At 62.5% G+C, this 20171-nt stretch carries 23 protein-coding genes and 2 pseudogenes; 18 read left to right on the top strand and 7 right to left on the bottom strand.

What is annotated here, in order from left to right; translation table 11 throughout:
- Window positions 1–39: 39 nt before the first annotated feature.
- Window positions 40–607 (bottom strand): annotated as a pseudogene (locus tag IDH44_RS04920) (EcsC family protein).
- Window positions 607–978, bottom strand: a complete 372-nt coding sequence (locus IDH44_RS04915) for an S-Ena type endospore appendage (protein WP_190915278.1) — start codon at window positions 976–978, stop codon at window positions 607–609. Before IDH44_RS04915 ends, IDH44_RS04920 begins: the two are co-directional and overlap by 1 nt.
- 375 nt (window positions 979–1353) lie before the next feature.
- Between IDH44_RS04915 and IDH44_RS04910 the strand changes: the two genes are divergently transcribed.
- The 9 genes from IDH44_RS04910 to IDH44_RS04870 all read left to right on the top strand — a co-directional run bounded on the left by IDH44_RS04910 (window position 1354) and on the right by IDH44_RS04870 (window position 8157).
- On the top strand, window positions 1354–1758 hold the full coding sequence (locus tag IDH44_RS04910) for an S-Ena type endospore appendage (RefSeq protein WP_190915276.1): 405 nt from the start codon (window positions 1354–1356) through the stop codon (window positions 1756–1758).
- A gap of 40 nt (window positions 1759–1798) precedes the next feature.
- Window positions 1799–2059, top strand: a complete 261-nt coding sequence (locus tag IDH44_RS04905) for a hypothetical protein (RefSeq protein ID WP_190915274.1) — start codon at window positions 1799–1801, stop codon at window positions 2057–2059.
- Entirely contained in the window at window positions 2043–2363 is a 321-nt protein-coding gene (locus IDH44_RS04900; RefSeq protein WP_190915272.1) for a hypothetical protein, read from the top strand. The genes IDH44_RS04905 and IDH44_RS04900 overlap by 17 nt, the downstream gene beginning before the upstream one ends.
- Complete coding sequence (locus tag IDH44_RS04895; protein WP_190915270.1) at window positions 2287–4263, top strand: motility associated factor glycosyltransferase family protein; 1977 nt, start codon at window positions 2287–2289, stop codon at window positions 4261–4263. Before IDH44_RS04900 ends, IDH44_RS04895 begins: the two co-directional genes overlap by 77 nt.
- Window positions 4264–4342: 79 nt before the next feature.
- Window positions 4343–4690 (top strand): S-Ena type endospore appendage, encoded by a 348-nt coding sequence (locus IDH44_RS04890; protein WP_317890110.1) that lies wholly within the window; start codon window positions 4343–4345, stop codon window positions 4688–4690.
- A gap of 78 nt (window positions 4691–4768) precedes the next feature.
- Entirely contained in the window at window positions 4769–5722 is a 954-nt protein-coding gene (locus IDH44_RS04885; protein WP_190915266.1) for a nucleotidyltransferase family protein, read from the top strand.
- Window positions 5707–6621, top strand: a complete 915-nt coding sequence (locus IDH44_RS04880) for a Gfo/Idh/MocA family protein (protein WP_190915264.1) — start codon at window positions 5707–5709, stop codon at window positions 6619–6621. The genes IDH44_RS04885 and IDH44_RS04880 overlap by 16 nt, the downstream gene beginning before the upstream one ends.
- Window positions 6618–7334, top strand: a complete 717-nt coding sequence (locus IDH44_RS04875; protein ID WP_190915262.1) for an acylneuraminate cytidylyltransferase family protein — start codon at window positions 6618–6620, stop codon at window positions 7332–7334. Before IDH44_RS04880 ends, IDH44_RS04875 begins: the two co-directional genes overlap by 4 nt.
- Window positions 7327–8157 (top strand): SDR family oxidoreductase, encoded by an 831-nt coding sequence (locus IDH44_RS04870; protein WP_190915260.1) that lies wholly within the window; start codon window positions 7327–7329, stop codon window positions 8155–8157. The genes IDH44_RS04875 and IDH44_RS04870 overlap by 8 nt, the downstream gene beginning before the upstream one ends.
- 64 nt (window positions 8158–8221) lie before the next feature.
- Here IDH44_RS04870 and IDH44_RS04865 read toward each other — a convergent pair whose 3' ends face one another.
- From IDH44_RS04865 to IDH44_RS04845, 5 genes are read right to left on the bottom strand one after another with little or no spacing between them, the layout of a single operon-like run.
- Complete coding sequence (locus IDH44_RS04865) at window positions 8222–8863, bottom strand: LbetaH domain-containing protein (protein WP_190915258.1); 642 nt, start codon at window positions 8861–8863, stop codon at window positions 8222–8224.
- The gene (locus IDH44_RS04860) at window positions 8860–9939 is read right to left on the bottom strand and encodes an N-acetylneuraminate synthase family protein (protein ID WP_190915257.1); all 1080 of its coding nucleotides are present in this window, start codon (window positions 9937–9939) and stop codon (window positions 8860–8862) included. The genes IDH44_RS04865 and IDH44_RS04860 overlap by 4 nt, the downstream gene beginning before the upstream one ends.
- The gene (neuC, locus tag IDH44_RS04855) at window positions 9936–11093 is read right to left on the bottom strand and encodes a UDP-N-acetylglucosamine 2-epimerase (protein WP_190915255.1); all 1158 of its coding nucleotides are present in this window, start codon (window positions 11091–11093) and stop codon (window positions 9936–9938) included. Before neuC ends, IDH44_RS04860 begins: the two co-directional genes overlap by 4 nt.
- Window positions 11090–12283 carry an aminotransferase class I/II-fold pyridoxal phosphate-dependent enzyme gene (locus tag IDH44_RS04850; protein ID WP_190915253.1) on the bottom strand — a complete coding sequence of 398 codons (1194 nt, stop codon included), beginning with the start codon at window positions 12281–12283 and terminating at the stop codon, window positions 11090–11092. Before IDH44_RS04850 ends, neuC begins: the two co-directional genes overlap by 4 nt.
- Window positions 12280–13299, bottom strand: a complete 1020-nt coding sequence (locus IDH44_RS04845) for an SDR family NAD(P)-dependent oxidoreductase (RefSeq protein WP_190915250.1) — start codon at window positions 13297–13299, stop codon at window positions 12280–12282. Before IDH44_RS04845 ends, IDH44_RS04850 begins: the two co-directional genes overlap by 4 nt.
- Before the next feature lie 230 nt (window positions 13300–13529).
- Here IDH44_RS04845 and IDH44_RS27530 point away from each other — a divergent pair, with 230 nt between their 5' ends.
- The 9 genes and pseudogenes from IDH44_RS27530 to IDH44_RS04800 all read left to right on the top strand — a co-directional run bounded on the left by IDH44_RS27530 (window position 13530) and on the right by IDH44_RS04800 (window position 20138).
- On the top strand, window positions 13530–14393 hold the full coding sequence (locus IDH44_RS27530; protein WP_190915248.1) for a BclA C-terminal domain-containing protein: 864 nt from the start codon (window positions 13530–13532) through the stop codon (window positions 14391–14393).
- Window positions 14394–14652: 259 nt separating this feature from the next.
- Entirely contained in the window at window positions 14653–15354 is a 702-nt protein-coding gene (gene sigK, locus IDH44_RS04835; protein ID WP_190915246.1) for an RNA polymerase sporulation sigma factor SigK, read from the top strand.
- Between the two features lie 26 nt (window positions 15355–15380).
- Complete coding sequence (locus tag IDH44_RS27340; protein WP_397326747.1) at window positions 15381–15644, top strand: aldehyde dehydrogenase family protein; 264 nt, start codon at window positions 15381–15383, stop codon at window positions 15642–15644.
- Window positions 15604–15897: pseudogene (locus IDH44_RS27335) on the top strand (aldehyde dehydrogenase family protein); the annotation flags it as partial. The gene IDH44_RS27340 and the pseudogene IDH44_RS27335, both read left to right, overlap by 41 nt.
- Window positions 15898–15994: 97 nt before the next feature.
- A complete protein-coding gene (locus tag IDH44_RS04820; protein ID WP_190915242.1) occupies window positions 15995–17032 on the top strand; it encodes an SGNH/GDSL hydrolase family protein in 1038 nt (345 codons plus the stop codon).
- Between the two features lie 204 nt (window positions 17033–17236).
- A complete protein-coding gene (spoVAC, locus tag IDH44_RS04815; protein WP_190915564.1) occupies window positions 17237–17689 on the top strand; it encodes a stage V sporulation protein AC in 453 nt (150 codons plus the stop codon).
- A 1-nt stretch (window position 17690) separates the two neighbouring features.
- On the top strand, window positions 17691–18707 hold the full coding sequence (gene spoVAD / locus IDH44_RS04810; protein ID WP_190915240.1) for a stage V sporulation protein AD: 1017 nt from the start codon (window positions 17691–17693) through the stop codon (window positions 18705–18707).
- 1 nt (window position 18708) lies between these two features.
- Complete coding sequence (gene spoVAE / locus IDH44_RS04805; RefSeq protein ID WP_190915238.1) at window positions 18709–19059, top strand: stage V sporulation protein AE; 351 nt, start codon at window positions 18709–18711, stop codon at window positions 19057–19059.
- 122 nt (window positions 19060–19181) lie between these two features.
- Window positions 19182–20138 carry an AAA family ATPase gene (locus IDH44_RS04800; RefSeq protein ID WP_190915236.1) on the top strand — a complete coding sequence of 319 codons (957 nt, stop codon included), beginning with the start codon at window positions 19182–19184 and terminating at the stop codon, window positions 20136–20138.
- Window positions 20139–20171 lie beyond the last annotated feature (33 nt).

The following is a 20171-nucleotide window of genomic DNA, read 5'->3' as shown; positions in this document are numbered from 1 at the left end:
GGATGGACCGGCCTGCACGCACAATCAAGAGCCCGGGGCTTACGCCTCGGGCTCTTTTGCCGCGGAATTGGACCGGAGCCAGCGCAGCCGGTAGCAGTTCATGCCGACCTCGCCCAATTCCTCCAGCAGGCCGTAGTTGGCCCAGGCGCCGACGACCGCGCCGATCCCCGGCAGGAGCTGCAGCATTTTGCGCAAGTCAATCGTGTCGCGGTATTCCTGCTGGAGCTGCCGCCAGTCAATCGCAGCGGGCGAGGGCTCCGATTCCTCGGCGTCGGACGAGGCTGGCCATCGCTTGATTGTGTCGAGCAGGGCGGGGCGTTTGTCCGCACCGGAGAAGGCGAGCTGGAAGACATGCAGAATGAACATGCGCTCTTGCAGCCGTGATGAACGGTAGCCGTACACATGCGCCAGCTTGAACAAAAATTTCATTTTGATGCCGAGCAAAAGCGGGAAATCAGCCAAGCCGAGGCACCATGCCTTTTACAGCCGTCGTCACGCCCTGGTGCACGCGCTCGGGGATGGCGCGATTGACCCGGTTTTGCTTACGCATCCGTACCCGAAACGTCTCACCAAATTGCCGCGGCGGCTTGTCCAGACTAGACAGCATCAGTTTTGCGAGCTGCTATAGTGCGGAAAAAAAGAAAAATGGCCGCTCATGGTATGTTCCGCTGCCGTCTCGAGGCGTATGCTGTCAATCCCGACTACTGTAAATGCGACGGAATCACCGCTCCTGACCATCAGTTCCATGACCAAAAATTCGCGAAAGCGAAAGCTGACGCGCACCGCCGCTCCGCTTGCGGCGACCGGTTCGCAGGCAAGCATGCCGGAGCCGTAGACCAGCGTGTTCGCAGCATAAAGCAGAATACCGCTCTTCCCCTGCCCGGGCGCATCTGGCAGTGCGGTCCAATCCGATTGCACGCACTGGACCGGCGATAAATGCGCCTCATGGCGTGCGGACATTGTCGTATGGCATGACAAAGCTGCCACCTCCCCGTAGAATACGCTTCTCTTATCCAAACATTGCTATACGATATGCGCCTGCACGGAGAGGCGCACCCGCCAAAGCGGGCAGGAGCCCGATTATGCAGAAAATCAGCGGATGACCACGGCAAAACGCCCGGTGCACCCATACACTTGGAGTAGAGATGTCGATAGGGAGCTGGAAGGATGAGCAAACGACGATGTGCTGACGCCCGGCTGCGACGACGACGAAAAAGGCCGCGTCATCGGCGGAGCTGTGCAAAGTCCGCTTGCTGCAGGCGCCAAAAGCGAAGCCGCGTAAAGAAAACGGCTCTGTCTGTGTGTAGCTGTATCGTAGTTGGAGGACGAATATGCCGACGATGCCGACGCAGGATGAACAAGCGCGCGAAGCGCTGCGGCAACCGCCGGATCATGTCCCTGCCCCGCCCGTTCCCGGTCGTCGTACGATGTGCGCCGGCCCATTCGGTGCGGGAGCGCTGCTATGCGACCGATGAAGCGCAGGGGCGCATCTTCCAGCCGTGCGACGGGACGGAGACCATATATTATCGAGCTGCGATCCCGCCGGATGCGGCATTGGTGCTAGTAGGCAATGACTCGGCCTGCAGCATGCAGATTGAGCTGGTCATGGCCGACGGCAGCCTGCTCACAGGTACGGTCAATCAAGGTCAACAAATCAGCTATGATGTCCAGGGTCTGCAGGTGTTGCGAATACGCTGCACTGGAGAAGGCGGTATAGGACGGGGCACCTATCAGATTCAACTGCGCCGCGAGCTCTGAAGGTCTGCGCGAGATTGAGGAGAGTCAGGAGGAATGTGTGATGGACGAGGCGACAAGCGATCCGTGCAAGGCGCGCCTGCAACGCGCGCTGGAGCTGTGGTATGCGGCGGTGTCGCAAGCGGACGCAGCACGGTTCACACTAGAGGAAGAGCAGCGGATGCATGCTGCAGTGAGCCGACTAGCCCAGACGAGCGCTTTTATCGGCGAGAGTGCGATTGTCAAGGCCGACTGGTTCGAGGAGATTGGCGCCGCGCTGCTGCTCAGACGGTTGCAGGAGGGGAATTATGACTGTTACGAATAAGCGGGATGACGTAATCCGGCACATCGAGGCAGCGTGCCTGGCCTGGCGGCGCGGCGACGACAGCCGGGCATTGGCAATGCTGCAGCAAGGGATTGTGCATTGGCTGGTGCAGCTGCAAGGGGAGACGTTTTTGGCAGCCGAGCAGCGCGGCTGGCTGTCGGCAACGCGCGGCTGTATTTTGCGGATTGCCGTGCTGCAGCGCCGCGGCGATTGGGAGCGCGCCGCCGATGAATTGGACATCCGGCTACTGCCGCTTTTGCGCCAAGCCGAGACTGACCGGCAAGGTGACGCCGATGCGCAATGAGGACATCCGGCAGCGCAACCTGGCTGCGTTGCCCGCCTATCTGTTAGCCGATGTCGAGACGCCGGTGCCAGGCGACGCTACCGGTGAGATTGAAATGCTGAACGCCGCGGACGGCTCGGTCGTGTCGGCTGTCCGAACCGGAGGTCATGTGCTACCGACGGCCAGCTTGATCGATCCGCTCGGAGAAGCAGCCGACTGGGCGCGAACGCTGGAGGTGGACAACGTTCGGCTCTGCTTTATCTATGGCTGCGGCTCCGGCTATCCGCTGCTCGCGTACCAGGCGCGCAAAAAGCCGGATACGCTAACGATTATTTTCGAGCGTCGGCCGGCCTTGTTTCGCGCGCTGCTGGATGGTGTCGATCTGTCCCCGCTGCTGGCGGATCCTTCGGTGCGATGGGTCATCGGCGACCACGCTCAGATGCTCGAGCGGATCGGCGATGCGCTCGGCGGGGAGGTGCTGCTGCATTGCACCCGGCTTGCCGTCCATTTCACGCCGCCGGCGCATCGCGTCGACAAGGCCTTCTACCTCAAGCTGCATGAATGGCTGCTGGATCGACTGACGATGCTAACCCAATCGATTGGCAATTCGGTGCATGATACGCTGTTCGGGCTGCATAATTCACTCGATAACGCGCGTTCCATCCAAGAAAGTATGCCGTTGTCCGAGCTGAAAGGCGTGTACGCCGGCATGCCGGCTTTTGTCGTGGCGAGCGGCCCCTCGCTGGATCGCAATCTCGATCGGCTCGCTGGCATGGATCGCCACGCGCTGATCCTGACGGCCGAATCGGCGCTGCTGCCCTGTCTCAAACGAGGCGTCAAGCCGCATGCGATCTGCGTGACCGAGCGCTCTCCTGATGTTTATCACTACCATTTCGCCCCTGCGACGCTGCCCGAAGGCGTAGCGCTGGTCGGACTGAGTTCGCTCGATCCGCGTATTCCGGCTTCAATGCCGGGGCCCTGGCTACCGGTTTTTCGAATCGGCGAATCGTCGACGGCCTGGCTGCGCGAGGCGCTCGAGCCGGCCTCGGCAGGCTTGCAGGGCGGCATGTCCTCGGCCCATCTTGCCTTTGAGCTGGCGTTGTATTGCGGCGCCGACCCGATCATTTTTGTCGGTCAGGATCTCGCCTTCGCCGATGATGGCCGCACGACGCACAGCGATGCGTCGCTGTATGCCACCAGCGTGCTTGCGGAGCAGGTGCAGCGGCTCCGCTCCGAGCCGCCCTTGACGGTCATGGGGAGCGCTGGCCGCCCGGTTCGGACCACGCGGCTGTGGCTGGACTTCAAGACCTGGTTCGAGCATCAGATCGGCAGGCATCCCGGTGTCTCCTTCATCAACGCGACAGAGGGCGGAGCGCATATTGAGGGGACCAAGGTGATGACGCTGGCGGATGCGCTCGACCATGTCCCGCGTGCGCATCCGGTGCCGCGCCTGAGCGAGCTGCTCGCGTATCGCCGCGCACCTGTTCCCTGGGAAAAGACAGCAGCGCGTCTGGGCTCTGCGCTCGCTCATTTGGTTCGCAAGACGGGCGAGTTGCAGTCGGAATGCCGGGCTGATCTGGCGCGCTGCGGCTTTCTTTTGGAAGCGTGCCGGCTGCACCGGTCTCATCCCGGTCCCGCGCTGCCGGGCTGGCTGGGCGAACGCTTCTCCGAGCTGGGCGAGCGCTTCCGGCGCTACACGGACGACCCGCATGTGTCCATTTATATTCAGCCGCTTGTCTATAGCTATTTGCGGCGGCTCGGCCGCTCGGCCGCGCTCGACACGCTGACTGCCGTGGAGGAGGACGTGCGGCTGCATGAGCAGCTGTTCGCTCGCTTGCAACGTGTCCTGGCGCTGATGCAGCGCCAATTCGAGGCCGCGCTCCTTCGATTGGAGAAGCAGGGCAAACGCACAAATGAATAAAAATGGAAAACTGTCCATATTGGGCACCCCTTCTTGTTCATAGCTTATAGTACCCCATGCATAAGGAGGAGTTTGATCCATGAGTTGTTCGTCTTCCACTAGCTCATGCTGCCAAAAGCCGCTTGTCAGTGTTTGTTTACCCCAGCAAACCTTTCCGGTGAGCAGCACGGGCAGCACGCTGTTCGGGCCCAACCCGACTTCGATCGCCGCTTCTGGTGTAATTAGCAACGATTCAATTACCACTGCTGTGCTGGATGTTACCTTCTATCGCGGCAGTGCGGTCGTCGCCACGCTCAGCGCCATCGCGCCCGGCCAATCGCGCGCCTTCACCGTTGGCGGGTTCACCACGATCAGCGCGACGCCGACCTCGTCGGCTGCAGGCATCACGAACCTGTGCATGACTGAATTTTTCCGGCCTGCCGTCTAGACGTCCCTGAGCCGCCCCGCGCCGTCCGCGATTCGCGGCTGGCGCGGGGCGGCTCGCTTCATGAAAGGAGAGGACGAAATGAATGGGGATGACTGGCCCGTATTGTCTCGGCTGACGCCGATCGGCCAAGCGATCGAAGTGCTGAATCGTTCGTCGGCGGCCGGCTTGCAAGTGGAATCTGCCAATGGAGAGGCCCCGGCGCTGCTGACCGATTACGACCTTCGGCGAGCGTTGCTGAGCGGGCACGGCTCCGAAGTGGCCGTCGGACGGATTCCGAGCTGCGCGGTCGAGCCCTTGCCGGCGCCGTCTACCGCTGAAGCGACAGTCTTGCTCATGGCAGGCGGGCGCGGGAGTCGCCTGGCGCCGCTGACGGACCGTTGCCCGAAGCCGATGCTGCCGGTCGGAGATCGACCGTTGCTGGAGCATACGCTGGTGCGACTGAGCGCCGCCGGCTTGCGTACCTGCTATATCGCCGTCCATTACAAGGCCGAGATGATCGAGCGCTACTTCGGCTCCGGCGAACGCTGGGGGTTGCGAATTCGGTATGTGCGCGAGGGCCGTCCGCTCGGCACCGCCGGGGCGCTCACGCTGCTGCCCGAAGACGCGCCCGGACCGGTGCTGGTCATCAACGGCGATCTGCTCACCGACCTCCGCTATGATCGTCTGCTCGACTATCATGCGCGCTGCGGACGCGGTGCAACGGTCGCAGTGGCGGAATACCGGCACCAGGTGCCGTACGGCGTCGTGACGCTGCGCGAAGGGCAATATGAGGGGATGCGCGAAAAGCCGCTCGTGCGCGCGGACATCAGTGCCGGAATCTACGTGCTGGAGCGCGAAATACTGGCAGGGCTCGGCCGCGACCGCCGACTCGATATGCCCGAAGTGCTGGAACGCTTGACGGCGCGACATCGGCAGCCGGCTGTCTATCCGATCCGCGAGCATTGGCACGATATCGGGCGTATCGAAGACTATGAGCGGGCACGCCAAGCATATGGCGACGGTCGGGAGTGCGCGTCATGCGCGCCCTTGTGATCGGGCTGGGCTCAATCGGTCGGCGACATGCCCGTATACTCGCTCGTATAGGCTGCGACGTAGCGGCGGTGAGCCGAAGCCAAGCCGGCACGCCCGGCGTATACGGCAATATCGGCGCGGCGATGCGCTACTGGGCCCCGGCGTATGCGGTAGTGGCGACGCCTACAAGCGCGCATGGATCGGCGCTGCGGGAGCTGCGCGAGGCCGGATACGACGGCCCGGTCCTGGTCGAGAAGCCGCTGTTCGCACAGCCGGGGGAGCTGCCTCCCGAGCAGTTGGAGGGAGTACACGTGGGCTACAACTTGCGGTTCCACCCGCTGCTGCGGCAGCTGCGCTGGAGGCTGCGGCATCAGCGGGTGCTGACTGCGACGCTCTATGTCGGGCAACACTTGCCGCACTGGCGAGAGCGCGATTACCGCACGTGCTATTCTGCCTCCCGTGCGCAGGGCGGAGGCGTGCTGCGCGATCTGAGCCACGAGCTGGATTATGCATGCTGGCTATTCGGGCCATGGCGCGCCCTGACGGCGCGTGGCGGACACTACAGCGGGCTGGAGATCGACAGCGACGATGTGTACGGCTTGATGGCGGAGACTGCGCGCTGTCCGCTGCTGCAGCTGCACTTGAATTACCTCGATCGCCGCGCCAGACGGTTCCTCCTCGTGCATACCGAGGCGCATACGTATGCGCTCGATCTCATTCGGGGCGAGCTGCAGATCGACCGTGACGCGACGATCAACTGCGGGGGGACGGGCACGATGGAGGGCACGTACGCCGCGCAGCATCGCGCGATGCTGCGCGGCGGCAGAGGTGTATGCACGGCTGCTCAGGCAGCCGAGACGGTGCACATGATCGAGGCGGCGGAGCGTGCCGCTGCCGAACGAAGGTGGGTGAAGCGATGAAAAACGGCCGACTCTGCACCATTTGCGCCCGCGGCGGCTCGACCGGCGTACCGGGCAAAAATCTGCGCCCGCTCGGCGGCGTGCCGCTGCTGCTCCATACCCTGACCCAGGCGCAGGACAGCGGCCTGTTCGCCGCCATTGCCGTGAGCAGCGACAGTGCGGCCATACTGGAGACGGCCAGCCGATACGGCGCGGATTGCACGATCGCGCGCCCTGCGGCGCTGGCTACGGCCACCGCCCCCAAGCTGCCCGCCATTCGGCACTGCGCATCGGAGACGGCGCGGGTACTGGGAGGTAGCTGGGATACGGTTGTCGATCTTGATGTTACGGCCCCGCTGCGCCTTCCGGAGGATATCGCAGGCGCGGTGCGCTTGTTGGAGGAGGATGAACGGGCAGGTAATGTCATTACGGCGGCGCCGTCGCGCCGATCGCCCTATTTCAATATGGTGGAGCTGGGTCCGGACGGCGCTCCGCGGCTCGTCAAGACGCCGTCCGTGGCAGTGGCGAGGCGACAGGACACGCCGCCGACCTACGATATGAATGCCTCGATCTATGTATGGCGCTGGTCGCGTCTGATGGCCGGAGGCCGGCTGCTGGACGCGGCTACCCGGCTCTATGTGATGCCGCCGGAACGTTCGCTGGATATCGATACGGAGCTGGATTGGGAGCTGGTGGCAGCGATTCTGGAGAGGGGGCGGCGAGACAATGCATGAGCCAGGAGCAGGAGCCGCCGGTCTGCTCGATCTGAGCGGACGCTGCGCAATTGTGACAGGCGGGGCGGGCATTCTGGGCCGCCGGATCTGCGCAGGTCTGGCGGAGCACGGCGCCCGGGTGGCCGTCGTCGACGTGCGCGGCGACGCGGCCCGTGCGCTCGCCTCGGAGCTGGAGTCGCAGTGGGGCGCGCCCAGTATCGGCATAGCCTGCGATGTGACCGAGCCGGCTTCGGTGCAAGCGATGGTCGAGCAGGCGGCTGCGCTCGGGGAGCTCCGCATTCTGTTCAATCACGCGGCCGGCAAAAGCGACGATCCGGAGGCGTTTTTTGCCCCGTTCGAGACGTACTCGACGGCGATGTGGCGACAGATTATGGCAGTCAATCTGGATGGTATGTTCCTCGTCGCCCGGGAGGCGGGTCGCCGCATGATCGCACAGCGCACGGGCGGATCGGTTATCTTTACCTCCTCCATCTACGGCATGCTGGCTCCGGATGACCGGATCTATGACGGGGCGCGCTATATGGATGCCGCGATCAATACGCCGGCGGTCTACGCGGCGTCCAAGGCGGGGGTCAATGGACTGTCCGCCTACCTGGCAGCCCGCTGGGCCCGGCATGGAATCCGGGTCAATACGCTGACGCCGGGCGGCGTCGAGAGCGGCCAGAATGCGCGCTTTCAATCGCGCTATGCGGAGCGGGTGCCGCTCGGGCGGATGGGAAGCGCCGACGAGCTGGTCGGGGCGGCGCTCTATCTGGCCTCCGACGCCTCCTCGTATGTGACCGGGCACAATCTGGTGGTGGACGGGGGATTGAGCGTGTGGTGACGACGGGCGCATGAGCACGTGGGGAGCGCATGTCGTCCTTGTTCGGCGGCGAGAGGGACGGGTCTCAGCGTGCAGGCACGCCCTTGACGACAGCGCCGTCAGGGACGTCGCGCGTCACGACCGCTCCGGCGCCGACGACTGCACGCGCGCCGATACGGCGGGGCCGTGCAGAGGTGCCCTGCAATACGGTAGCCCCGGCGCCGATCGTGGCAGCTGCCTGAAGATGGACGTTGCCGCAGATATGCGCGCCCGGACCTACAGTGACGCAGTCCCCGACAAGGCAATCGTGTCCGATCGTGCAATTGGCGCCGTAGACGGCGAAGCTGCCGCAGCGCACGGAGCTGCTCAGCCGCGCCCCGGCCAGAATGACGCTGCCTCGGCATGCGGCAACTGCCTCCGCCTGACCACGCGCGAGCGTGGCGTGCGGGTGAATCAGATTCACATAGGGAAGCTCGGGATAGCGCTCCGCCACGGCGCGCCGCAGCGCGGATGCGCCGATGGCGATGGCGAACCGCCAGTCGTCCGCTGCCAGCGTGTGCACTGTGGACTCATCCAGCACCGCGAAGCCGTCCACGGTCTGGGGTGAGGTCGCATTGGCCCGCCCCGTCGATCGGCGCAGCAAGGCGATGCGCGCGCAGCCGAGCTCCAGCGCAAGGTGGCCCAGCTCCCGGGCAAAATCGGACGCGCCGAACAGGGCCAGCTTCATTCGATCCGCTCGTCGGCGGCGTAGGCGCGAGTCGCGGATGTGCCGATTAAGCGCCAGAAGTGAGCGCCGGCGAGGCCGCCTCCCGGTCGTTTGAGCGCAAGATTATCCGACGTGAAGCGCTCGCCCGCGGCGATCGGACGCGCGGCTACAATGCTGCGCCGCGCGACGGCGGCCGTGTCCAGCTCGGCCGGGCAAGGCACCTTGCGACCGCTGCCGAGCGCCTGCTCGACCTCGCGGATCGCCGCCGTCATGGCGGCGAATTCGGCCGGCTCCAGCGAAGCGGCATGGTCGACGCCGGGGGCCGTGCGATCCAGCGTCAAGTGCTTCTCGATCATGCAGGCGCCCCGTGCAGCGGCGGCGATGGGAATGGCGATGCCGGTCGAGTGATCGGACAAGCCGGTCGGCAGGCCGAACGCGGCGGCCAGCGTATCGAGCGCCCGCAGGTTCGTCGTCTCGGCCGGCGCAGGGTAGAGGGATACCGCATGCAGCAGGACGACGCGTTCGGCGAGCAGACGCCCCCCTTCCGACGAGAGCAGGGCTCGCCGCGGCGCAGCGGGTCCCGGACGGGCGGACGGGTCAGCGATGAAGCCCCACGCCAGCACGCCGAGCGCATGCTCGATCTCGGCCAGCGTGCTCATGCCGGTCGAGAGCAACAGCTGGCAGCCGCTGCGCGCCAACTGCACGAGCAGCGGATCGTTGGTGAGCTCGCCCGAGGCGATCTTGATGCGGCGCGCGCCGAGCTCGCCGGCGAGAAAGGCCGCGCTGGCGGCATCGAACGGGCTGGCCGTGAATTCGACGCCGCGCTCCCGCGCGCGCTGTGCCAGCGCGCGCACATCGGCGGGCGCGAGCTGGAGCCGACGCAGCAGCTCGCGCTGCGTGCCTGTCGCGTGCGCGCGCTGCTGATATGCAGCCAGCGGGGCTTGTTCGGCAGCCAGCTGCTCGGCGTCGAAAAGCTGCAGCTTGACGATGTCGGCGCCGGCTGAGGCGGCAGCATCGATCAGAGTGGCGGCGCGGTCAGGCGAACCGTCGTGATTGACGCCGATTTCGGCAATGATGCGGATCGCTCCATGGCTCATGAAGGATTGACCTCCTCGAAGATTTTGGCGGACGTGCGGCCGGCGGATCGACGCAGCAGTATCTTCACCATTCGGTCGGCGCTGCCGCCGTGCCCGTACGGACTGATGAGCGCGCGGCAGTCCAGGCGCCACGCGCGCCGGATCGCCGCCGCTACGGCCGTCCCGTCCGCCTCGCAGCGAATGACGCTGGGCCCGCACAATCTTCCGCGTTGGCGGGCTCCGATGTCGACGCTCGGCTTGCCCAGCGCAGGCACCTCGCAGATGCCGCTGGATGAGTTGCCGACGACGGCGTCGCACGCCCGGACGGCGCTGAAATAGACGAGCTGGCCGAGCGTGCCGCTGAGGTGCACATGCGGACGCTGCGCCGCATAGCGCTTGATCGTTGCGTGCATGCGCCGACCGGCCGGGTCGCTGTTGGGCTGCGTGAAGAGTACGCCGACGTCGGAGCCGAGCTCGTCGAGTCCGCGCAGCAGCGCCTCCAGCTCGTCGTCGGCGCTGCGCTCGCCCAGTGTGGCCGGGTGATGCGTGACGAGGACATTGCGCGGCCGGAGCGCGAAGCCGAGTGTCCGTTCGAGCTCGCTGCGAGCGAGTAGCGGCAGCTCGAGGATCCGGTCGATGCCGGGGTGCCCGACATTGAAAATGCTGCGCTCGGTCTCGCCCAGTTGCCTGACAATGCGTGCGGCTCTCGCATTGGTCACGAAATGCAAATCGGCCATCTTGGTGATGGCGTGGCGATACGCCTCGTCCAGCGCGCCCTCGGTAATGTCGCCGCCGCCAATATGGGCGATCGGAATGCGCGCGGTATAGGCCGCCGTCGCTGCGGCAAAAATCTCGAAGCGGTCCCCCAGAAGGACGACCCGATGTGGCCGCAGCCGCTCGAAGAGATCGGCGAAGCCGATTACGCCAAGCCCGATCGACTTGGCCGCGCCGACCGCCGAATCGCTGGAGAGCAGCATCTCCACGCGTCCGTCGGGCGTAAAACCGTCGGCTGCAAGCGCGCTCCCGGTCGATCCGTATTCCGGCGCCAGGTGCGAGCCGGTCACGGCGATCTGCAGGCACAGTCTGGGTTCCGCCGCGATGCGCTGCATCAGGGTGTGCAGCAGACCGTACTCTGCCCGGCTCCCGGTGACCATGCATATACGCGTCGCACTCACGGCGTTGGCTCCTCTCCGGCTAAGAAGTAACTGCTGGGCAAGTGCACCGCCCGGCACCAGAGGCGATCGGTCTCGGGCAGCGGCATGCGCGGATGGCGCCGGTACATCGGCAGCCGGTGCAGCGGCGTCCAGAGCGGTCGCGCGCCGAGACCGGCCGCGTGAAGGGCGTCCAGCACCGCCTCGCGAAGCCGGGGATGGGGGCGGCTCAGCAGCAGGGTATTCAGCCAATAATTGCTCTCCGCATGAGGGGGTTCCTCCAGCAGCTCCACCTCGGTCAGCTCTCGAAAGGCGTCGCGGTAGCGCGAGGCCAAGCTACGCTTGGCCGCGAGCAGTACAGGCAGCCTGGCCAGCTGGGCCCGGCCCAGTGCGGCGCTCAAGGCAGGCATGCGGTAATTGTAGCCGAGCCTGTCATGCCGCGATGCCCAGCGATGGGGCAGCTTGGCGGTGGACGATACGTGCCGGGCTGTCTGCGCCAGACGGCTGTCAGAGGTCAGGATGGCGCCGCCGCCGCCGGTCGTGACCAGCTTGTTGCCGTTGAAGCTGATCGCCGCCAGCCGGCTGGCCGATCCGACAGGGCGCCCGTACAGGCGCGAGCCGAGTGCCGCCGCGGCATCCTCTACGAGCGCCAGCCCATACCGGCGGCAGAGCGCCTCGTAGGGAGCGGTATCGACCGGATGGCCGAGCGGATGGACGAGCACGAGCGCGCGCATCGGGCGCCCGCTGACCCGATTGCGGTAGCCATCGCCGCAAGGGACGGCGATCTGTTCGAGCCAGGCTGCGAGGCGATGCGAATCGAGCGCGAGCGAGTGCGGACTGCAATCGGCAAAATGCGGCATTGCGCCGCAGTAGGCGGCTGCATTGGCCGTGGCGACAAAGGTGAGCGACGGCATGAGTACCTCATCGCCCGGCTCGACTCCGCTCAGCAGCAGAGCGAGATGAAGCGCGGCCGTCCCGCTGGATAGCGCAACGGCGTGATGCGCGCCTGCGGCCGCGGCGAGCTCGCGTTCGAATGCCTTGACCTCCGTACCTGCGGATGAGACATAATTGGCCGCCAGCGCCGCCAGCACTGCGGCGTGCTCGCCCGGTCCGAAGCGCGGCTCGTGAAGCTGGACGTTGCCGCAATCGCGGGGCAGACTGCGACGGACGGCCTCGACGATTCGCCCGGCGGTCTGTGCAGCGTCCGACCTCATATGCGATACTCGGAATCGGGAGCTGCTGTTCCGCGCTGCCGCTGCGGAGCGGTGAACCATTGGATCGTCTGCTCGAGTCCGCGTCTGAGGCCATCCGCTCCGGTGTAGAGCGGTTTCCATCCAAGCAAACGCTCCGCTTTGGCATTGTTAGCCCATAGCCGCTCGACCTCGCTGGATGGCGGGCGCAAGCGCGCCTTCTCTTCGACCAGCTCGACCCCCGGCGCGCCCATTTGCGACGCAATCTGTCGCGCCAGCTCGCCGATTCCGAGCTCGTAGCCGCTGCCGAAGTGAACGGTGTCGCCGATCGCCTCGTCCGTCTCAGCAGCGGCTACGAGAGCTGCTGTCGTGTCGTCCACGAAGGTAAAGTCCCGGGTAGGATGCGTGGCGCCGATTTGAATATGCGTGGCGCCCGAGGCCAGCTGCTCGATGATTGCAGGGATAACGGCTCTGGGGGATTGCCGGGGGCCGTATGTATTGAACGGTCGAGCAATGACCACCGGTGTGCCGAAGGCCTGGTGGAAGGAGCGGGCGAGCTGGTCGGCTCCGATTTTGGTCGCAGCATACGGCGATTGCGCCTGCAGGGGATGCGTTTCGACAATCGGCACAGCCTCCGGCGTGCCGTATACCTCGCTCGTGGACATTTGCACGAGACGGCGGGTCTGCAGCGCGCGCGCCGCCTGCAGCACGTTGAGCGTCCCTTTGATATTGGTCTCCACATACGCATCGGCGGCAAAATACGAATAAGGAATGCCAATTAGTGCGGCTAGATGAAAAACGACGTCGGAGCCGCGCATGGCCGCGGCGACCGCATGATAATCGCGAATATCGGCGCGGACGATTTCGAGATCCGAACGGATCGATTCGGGCAGTGTGTCCAACCAGCCCAGACTGCCGCTGGACCGGTAATGCACAAGTCCTCTCACCCGGGCGCCGGCGCGAACCAATCGCTCCGTCAGGTGAGAGCCGATGAACCCGCCTGCTCCGGTTACAAGCACTTTGCTGGTTGCCATATTCATGAGGCTTCTCCTTCCTGGGCGTAGACCGCGGATTCCCGCGGCCGGCAAACGTGCCGGTCAATGCCATTTTATGACGAATGCCTAGGCACGATGCGTTGACGAGCTGCGAACATTTGAGAGGATTTCAGATTTAGGGCCCGTTACTCAGCAAGAGTACTGTCAAATGATGGGATGTCCACATTATATAGAATAGGGAGTCGTTCGGATTAAACGTCGGAGGTGAAGACAACGTGGGGACATGGCGGTCACAAGGCGTAAATGAAAATGTCGTATATGGCGCATGTCAATCCTGCAACCAGTCTTACCTCCAGAGCGCTTGTTGCTGTCCGGAAGGCCCGCCGGGCCCGCCCGGCCCGCCCGGCCCGCCGGGAGCGACCGGAGCAACCGGGGCGACCGGGGCGACCGGAGCAACCGGAGCAACCGGAGCGACCGGAGCGACCGGGGCGACCGGAGCGACCGGGGCGACCGGAGCGACCGGAGCAACCGGAGTAACCGGGGCGACCGGGGCGACCGGAGCAACCGGAGCAACCGGAGTAACCGGGGCGACCGGGGCGACCGGAGCAACCGGAGCAACCGGAGCAACCGGGGCGACCGGAGCGACCGGAGCGACCGGAGCAACCGGGGCGACCGGAGCAACCGGGGCGACCGGAGCAACCGGGGCGACCGGAGCAACCGGCACAGCGCCGACTACATCTGGCTCTGCGGCGAATACGTCGGGTGCGACCTTGGCCCTGCTCATCGGCGTTCCTGTTCCAGTCCCTTTTCCAAACGCGCAAAATTTGTCAGCAGACATTACGGTCAACGGGGCTAGCACACTATTTACGATCAATACGACTGGCAGATACTTGATTACGTACGTGCTATACCCCACCTTATCGTTACTGACAACTTTTCAGCTTCGACTTAATGGGACCGGCGTCAACGGCACGCAGGTGAGCGCGGCGGTCGGCATTGGAATTGTACAAAATCAGGTCATCATTAATGTTACCGCTGGCAATACAATTAGCGTGACCGCCACTGCCGCTCTGGCAGGGTCGGTGACTTTAGCCGCAGGATCAACTGCAGCTACAATTTCAATGGTCCGGGTCGGATGACCCCGAGTCTAATTTCCCAGGAAATATAAAAATGGCCCGACACGATCCAGGCATCCGGAAAGGACAATCGGGATCCGGGCAAGGGAAACGTCTGGTCGCGCAAACATGTCATTAAAGCCGACTTTCCTTCCGTACAGGCACAAATAGGCGTACACCCACATACACTACAGAACAGACTTCAATGTTCGACCAAAGGCAACAAAAGCTTATGTTTGGCTTGCGCGGCTTTTGGCAATTCAGCGTGGGGGTGGCCGATTACATGCCAGGATTGATAGCGGCGGCGGCGCTGCTGATCAAGCAGCTGACGCTGCTTGTCTCGTATGTGAAGAACAACGCTTTTCCGCAGCCGCTGCAGGAGGAAGAAGAAGCCAGACACCTGCGGCTGTTTGCGGAGGGCGATCCGCATTCCCGGAATGTGCTGATCGAGCACAACCTGCGGCTCGTTGCCCATATTGTCAAAAAGTTCGACAACACCGGCGAAGACTTGGAGGATCTCATTTCGATCGGCACGATTGGATTGATCAAGGCCATTGAAAGCTTTCAGACCGGCAAAGGCACAAAGCTGGCGACCTTCGCCGCTCGCTGTATCGAGAACGAAATTTTGATGCATTTGCGTTCGCTTAAAAAAACGCGCAAGGATGTCTCGCTGCATGACCCGATCGGAACGGATAAAGAAGGCAATGAGATCACACTGATCGACATACTCGGCACCGAGGCAGACGACGTCGTCGATAAAGTGCAATTAAAAATCGAAAAAAGTAAAATTTATAAAAATCTCGGCATCCTCGACGAGCGGGAGAAGGAGGTCGTAATCGGCCGCTTTGGCCTGGAAGCGGGTACCGATGAGCGCACGCAGCGCGAAATTGCCAAGGAGCTCGGGATCTCGCGCAGCTATGTGTCGCGAATCGAGAAAAGGGCGCTCATGAAGCTATATCATGAGTTTTATAAGGCGAAAAAGTAATAATCAAGAATTGAGGATAAGCACCTATTGTAAGGGGGTGCTTATTTTTTCATGCTCGTCTGAATGGCAAGCTGTTCGGCCGTGGGGATGTGGTCGGTGCAGCCGTAGTGGAGCATCCAGATGTAGCAGGTCTTACCTTTACCGGTTCGAACCATGTAGGGAGGACAGACCGCACTGAAGCGTGGAGCCAAGTATCATCGAGATTGGCAAGCAAGAATGGGCGAGGTTATTGTGCGGTGGTCATAAGCTGGTCCAGTTCTTGCATTAATACGCGTAGCATCGCTCTCTGAAGCGCTGCAGGTAGCTAATGATTCCCAATATGGTCTGAGCGCTTCACTCTATACGACGAATATTCACCATGCGCTTGCCTTTGCCCGGGAGATGGATGCAGGGCTGCTGCGGGTCAATGCGGAGACAGCCGGAGTTGAACTGCAAGCGCCATTCGGCGGGATGAAGCAATCGAGCTCGCATTCCAGGGAGCAAGGCTCCGCCGCTATCGAGTTCTACACTTCGATCAAGACGGTCTTCATCAGTCCGTCATAGGTCCAATTCCTTGAAGCAAGGTCTGTGCGGCCAAGTGCTACTGTGCTATAATGTAAGCGGATTTCATAAATTTTACATATGCTGGAGGAACGCTTAGATGAATTTGGATCGGGTACAGTTTTACAATCTTGGCGCATTTGAAGAAATTCCAGGTATCGGCGAGCATGGCATGGTGCGCGTGCCGGCCGCGATTCGACACCGGCTCAACGAGCGCGCGCGCTTCATCGGCAAAGAATCGATCGGCGTAGAAATTCGGTTCGTGACCGACGCGCCCAATATCGATCTCTATCTGTCTGCACAAAAGGAACACGGCAGCGTATCTGCCGCGGTGCGCGTGTATAAAGGCAACTTCCTGGTGAAAACCCTGGAGCTGCAGAGCGGCGCGACGACCTTCCATCGGCTCGTGCCCCCGCCTGCGTTCGAAAAAGGAAACGAAAAGCTGATGCGCGACGGCGGCTACGCCCCGAACGTATGGCGCGTGATCTGCGGTCGCGCTCCAATTGCTGTGCACGGCATCGATACTCAAGGCCATGACATTCGGCCGCCGCGCCAGGACGAGCTGCCGCCGGTCAATTGGCTCGCGTACGGTTCGTCCATCACCAATGCCGACTTGGACGGTTATGTGCATGTCGCTGCTGCCAAGCTCGGCGTGCAAGTGCAAAACAAAGGCTTCAGCGGCGCATGCCATATCGAGAAAGAATTAGTCGACTACTTGCTCGATGATTGCGCATCGGACGTGATGACCTGCGAGTTGGGGGTCAATATGCGCGGCGCCTATACGCCGGAAGTTTTTGAGCAGCGCGCTTCTTATTTGATCAACCGCCTGGTCAAATTAAAAAAGCCCGCTCTGATCATCACCACGTTTCCGAATAGCCGGACGGATGGTTATGCCCTTGGTCCGGACGAGGTGACGGCGAAGGAAGCAGCCTTTAACGAGATTTTGATCCGGTTGGTTCGCCAGGCCGACAGCCCGACGCTTGAGCTGATGCACGGCTACGACGTGTTGAGCGAGGTGAATGGCTTGAGCGCCGATTTGCTGCATCCGACCGCATACGGACACGCGGTCATGGGCATGAATCTGGCCGCCAGGCTAAAGCCTTTTTTGCAGGCCCATCGTCTCCTTCCGCAGCAGTAGGCTGGGGTGCCGCGCCGGCGGGATGCGAATTTCGTTGTATCATATTTCGAAAAAAACTTGCGCCTTTCCAAAAGAGGCGTGAGTTTTTTGTCGTTGCAGCATAATGCGAGCGCAAAGTACAAATACTTTGGGAAAGCAAGGCGAGGCGAGAAGGAGGATGCCAAAGTGGCTACGAAACAAGCGGAATCGGGCAAATATAAAAAAATGGCGCTATCCGCCAAGGAGTACAAAGCGTTCGCCAAAACGCGCGAGCCGTCGCGTTCGATCGGTTTCAACTGCTTGCGGGCCTTTTTGGTCGGCGGTGCAATCTGCGCGTTCGGCCAGCTTATTCAGAATTTATTTGTCGCCTATATGGGCATGAACAAAACCGAAGCCAGCAACCCCACTGTGGCTGTGCTCATCCTGCTGTCCGTCATTCTGACGTGTCTGGGCGTCTACGACAAGCTGGCGCAATGGGCTGGCGCCGGATCGGCCGTGCCGGTGACGGGCTTTGCCAATTCGATGGCCTCGGCCGCGCTGGAGCATCGCAGTGAGGGCCTCGTACTGGGCGTAGGCGGCAATATGTTTAAGCTTGCCGGATCGGTCATCGTATTCGGTACAGTCGCCGCTTTTTTTGTCGGGATCGTGCACTGGATTCTCGGCACGGGGGGGCAATAAGATGCTGCGCGGCAATCAGACGTGGTGGTTTGAGCAGCGGCCGGTCATTATTGGGGCGTCGTCGGTCGTCGGTCCTGATGAAGGTGAAGGCCCGCTTGCGTCCGATTTTGACCTGATTCATCCCGAGCTCGACATGCAGCAAAAGAGCTGGGAGAAGGCAGAGCGGCTACTGATGGAGCAGGCCTCTGATTTTGCGATTCGCCATGCGGGCATACAGAAGGAACAACTGCAATTTTACATTGGCGGAGATCTGCTCAACCAAATTATCAGCTCAAGCTTCGCCGCCCGCGATCTCGGCGTGCCGTATCTGGGGATGTTCGGCGCTTGCTCGACCTCGATGGAGACGCTGGCGCTGGCCTCGCAGCTGGTCAACTCCGGCTCGGCCAGCTACGCCCTCGCCGGTACGAGCAGCCACAATTGCACGGCGGAAAAACAATTCCGGTATCCGACAGAATACGGCGCGCAGAAGCCGCCGACCGCGCAATACACGGTCACCGGCGCAGGGGCCGCCATTATTGCGACGGAGGGCGACGGGCCTGTCGTGGCCTGTGCGACGATCGGCAAAATCGTCGACCTCGGCGTCAGCGATCCGTTCAACATGGGCGCAGCCATGGCGCCGGCGGCAGTCGACACCATCCAGTCGCACTTCAACGATACCGGTCGGCAACCGTCGGATTACGATCTGATCGTGACCGGCGATCTGGCGAACGTCGGCCATCGTATCGCGAGCGATCTGCTGGAGCGCGGAGGCGTGCCGATGCGGGATACGACATTTGGCGATTGCGGACTCATGGTCTACGACGTCGAGAAGCAGAAGGTGCAGGCCGGCGGCAGCGGCTGCGCCTGCTCCGCGGTCGTGACTTACGGACACCTGCTCAAGCGTATCGCGAGCGGAGAGCTGAAGCGAATTCTGGTTGTCGCGACGGGGGCGCTGCTCTCGCCGCTTTCGTACCAGCAGGGGGAGACGATTCCATGTATCGCCCATGCCGTGGCTATCGAAAGCAAGGAGGCGAACTGACATGCAATTTGTATGGGCATTTGTCGTAGGCGGCGCAATCTGCGTCCTCGGTCAGCTCATGTTCGACGTCGTCAAGCTGACGCCGGCGCATACGATGTCCGCGCTTGTCGTGGCAGGCGCGATTGTAGATGGGCTGGGCTGGTATGAGCCGCTCGTCGATTTCGCCGGCGCGGGCGTCACCGTCCCGATTACCAGCTTTGGCAACGCGCTCGTGCACGGCGCGCTGACAGAGCTGCACAGTACGGGCTGGATCGGCATATTGACCGGAATTTTCAAAGTAACCAGTGCCGGAATCTCGGCGGCGATCATTTTTTCGTTTCTGGCGGCGCTTGTCGTCAGGCCTAAAGGCTGAGGAGGGTCCCTGTGGGATCCTCCAATTTTTTTTGGAGCCCCCTCCGGCTTGTACTCGCCTTCCGGATTCTTGTAGAATAGAGGTACACTGCCTGTTTTATTTCACCTCCGGGAGGTATCGCCATGGAAATCCGCAATGCAGATATGCAGCTTTGCACCATTATACGCCGCAACCTCGAATCATGCATCCTGGGTAAAAAGACCGAGATCTCCCGTTTGCTTACCGCGTTGCTGGCAGGCGGCCATGTGCTGCTGGAGGACGTGCCGGGCACCGGAAAAACCCAGCTCGTCAAAGCGCTGGCCCGCACAATCGGCGGCGATTTTCGACGTATTCAATGCAATCCGGATCTGCTGCCAACCGATATTACCGGTGTTTCAATCTATCACCCCAAAGAAGAAACCTTCATTTTCCGTCCGGGCCCTGTCGTCTCCAATATTTTGCTCGCGGACGAAATCAACCGGGCCACGACCAAAACGCAATCCGCCCTGCTCGAAGCGATGGAAGAACGGCGCATAACGGTCGACGGATTCACACATGAGCTGCCGGTGCCGTTCCTGCTGTTTGCGACCCAGAATCCAGTCGAATTCGAAGGGACTTACATGCTGCCCGAAGCTCAGCTCGATCGGTTCATGATGAAGCTGACGCTCGGTTATCCGGATGAAGCAACCGAACTGCAAATGGTGCTGGCCAGCCGCAGCGGCCAACCGGCGGATCGGCTGGAGCAGGTCGCCGAAATCGACGACATTGCGCGGATGCAAGAGCAGGTCCGGCATGTGCACGTCGACGAAGCGGTCGCCGATTATTTGATTCGCATCGTGCGCAGTACCCGTACACACGATGCGGTGCAGCTGGGCGCCAGTCCGCGCGCCGCGATCGCGCTGCTCGCCGCTGCCAAGGCGCACGCCTATCTTGCCGAGCGCGACTATGTCATTCCCGACGACATCAAGGAGTTGGCGCAGCCGGTGCTGGGGCACCGACTGATGCTGCATACGGAAGCACGCATGAACGGCACCACGCCGCTCCAAATTATCGACGCGGTCGTGGAACAGACGAACGCTCCAGTTCGGCTGGAGCGCTGATTGATGACTCGCGCGCCTTTGTCGGCCTTTCGC

It is taken from the genome of Paenibacillus sabuli, assembly GCF_014705605.1.
Classification (GTDB): Bacteria; Bacillota; Bacilli; order Paenibacillales; family Paenibacillaceae; genus Paenibacillus_D; species Paenibacillus_D sabuli.
This window is presented reverse-complemented; position numbering and strand designations above follow the sequence as displayed.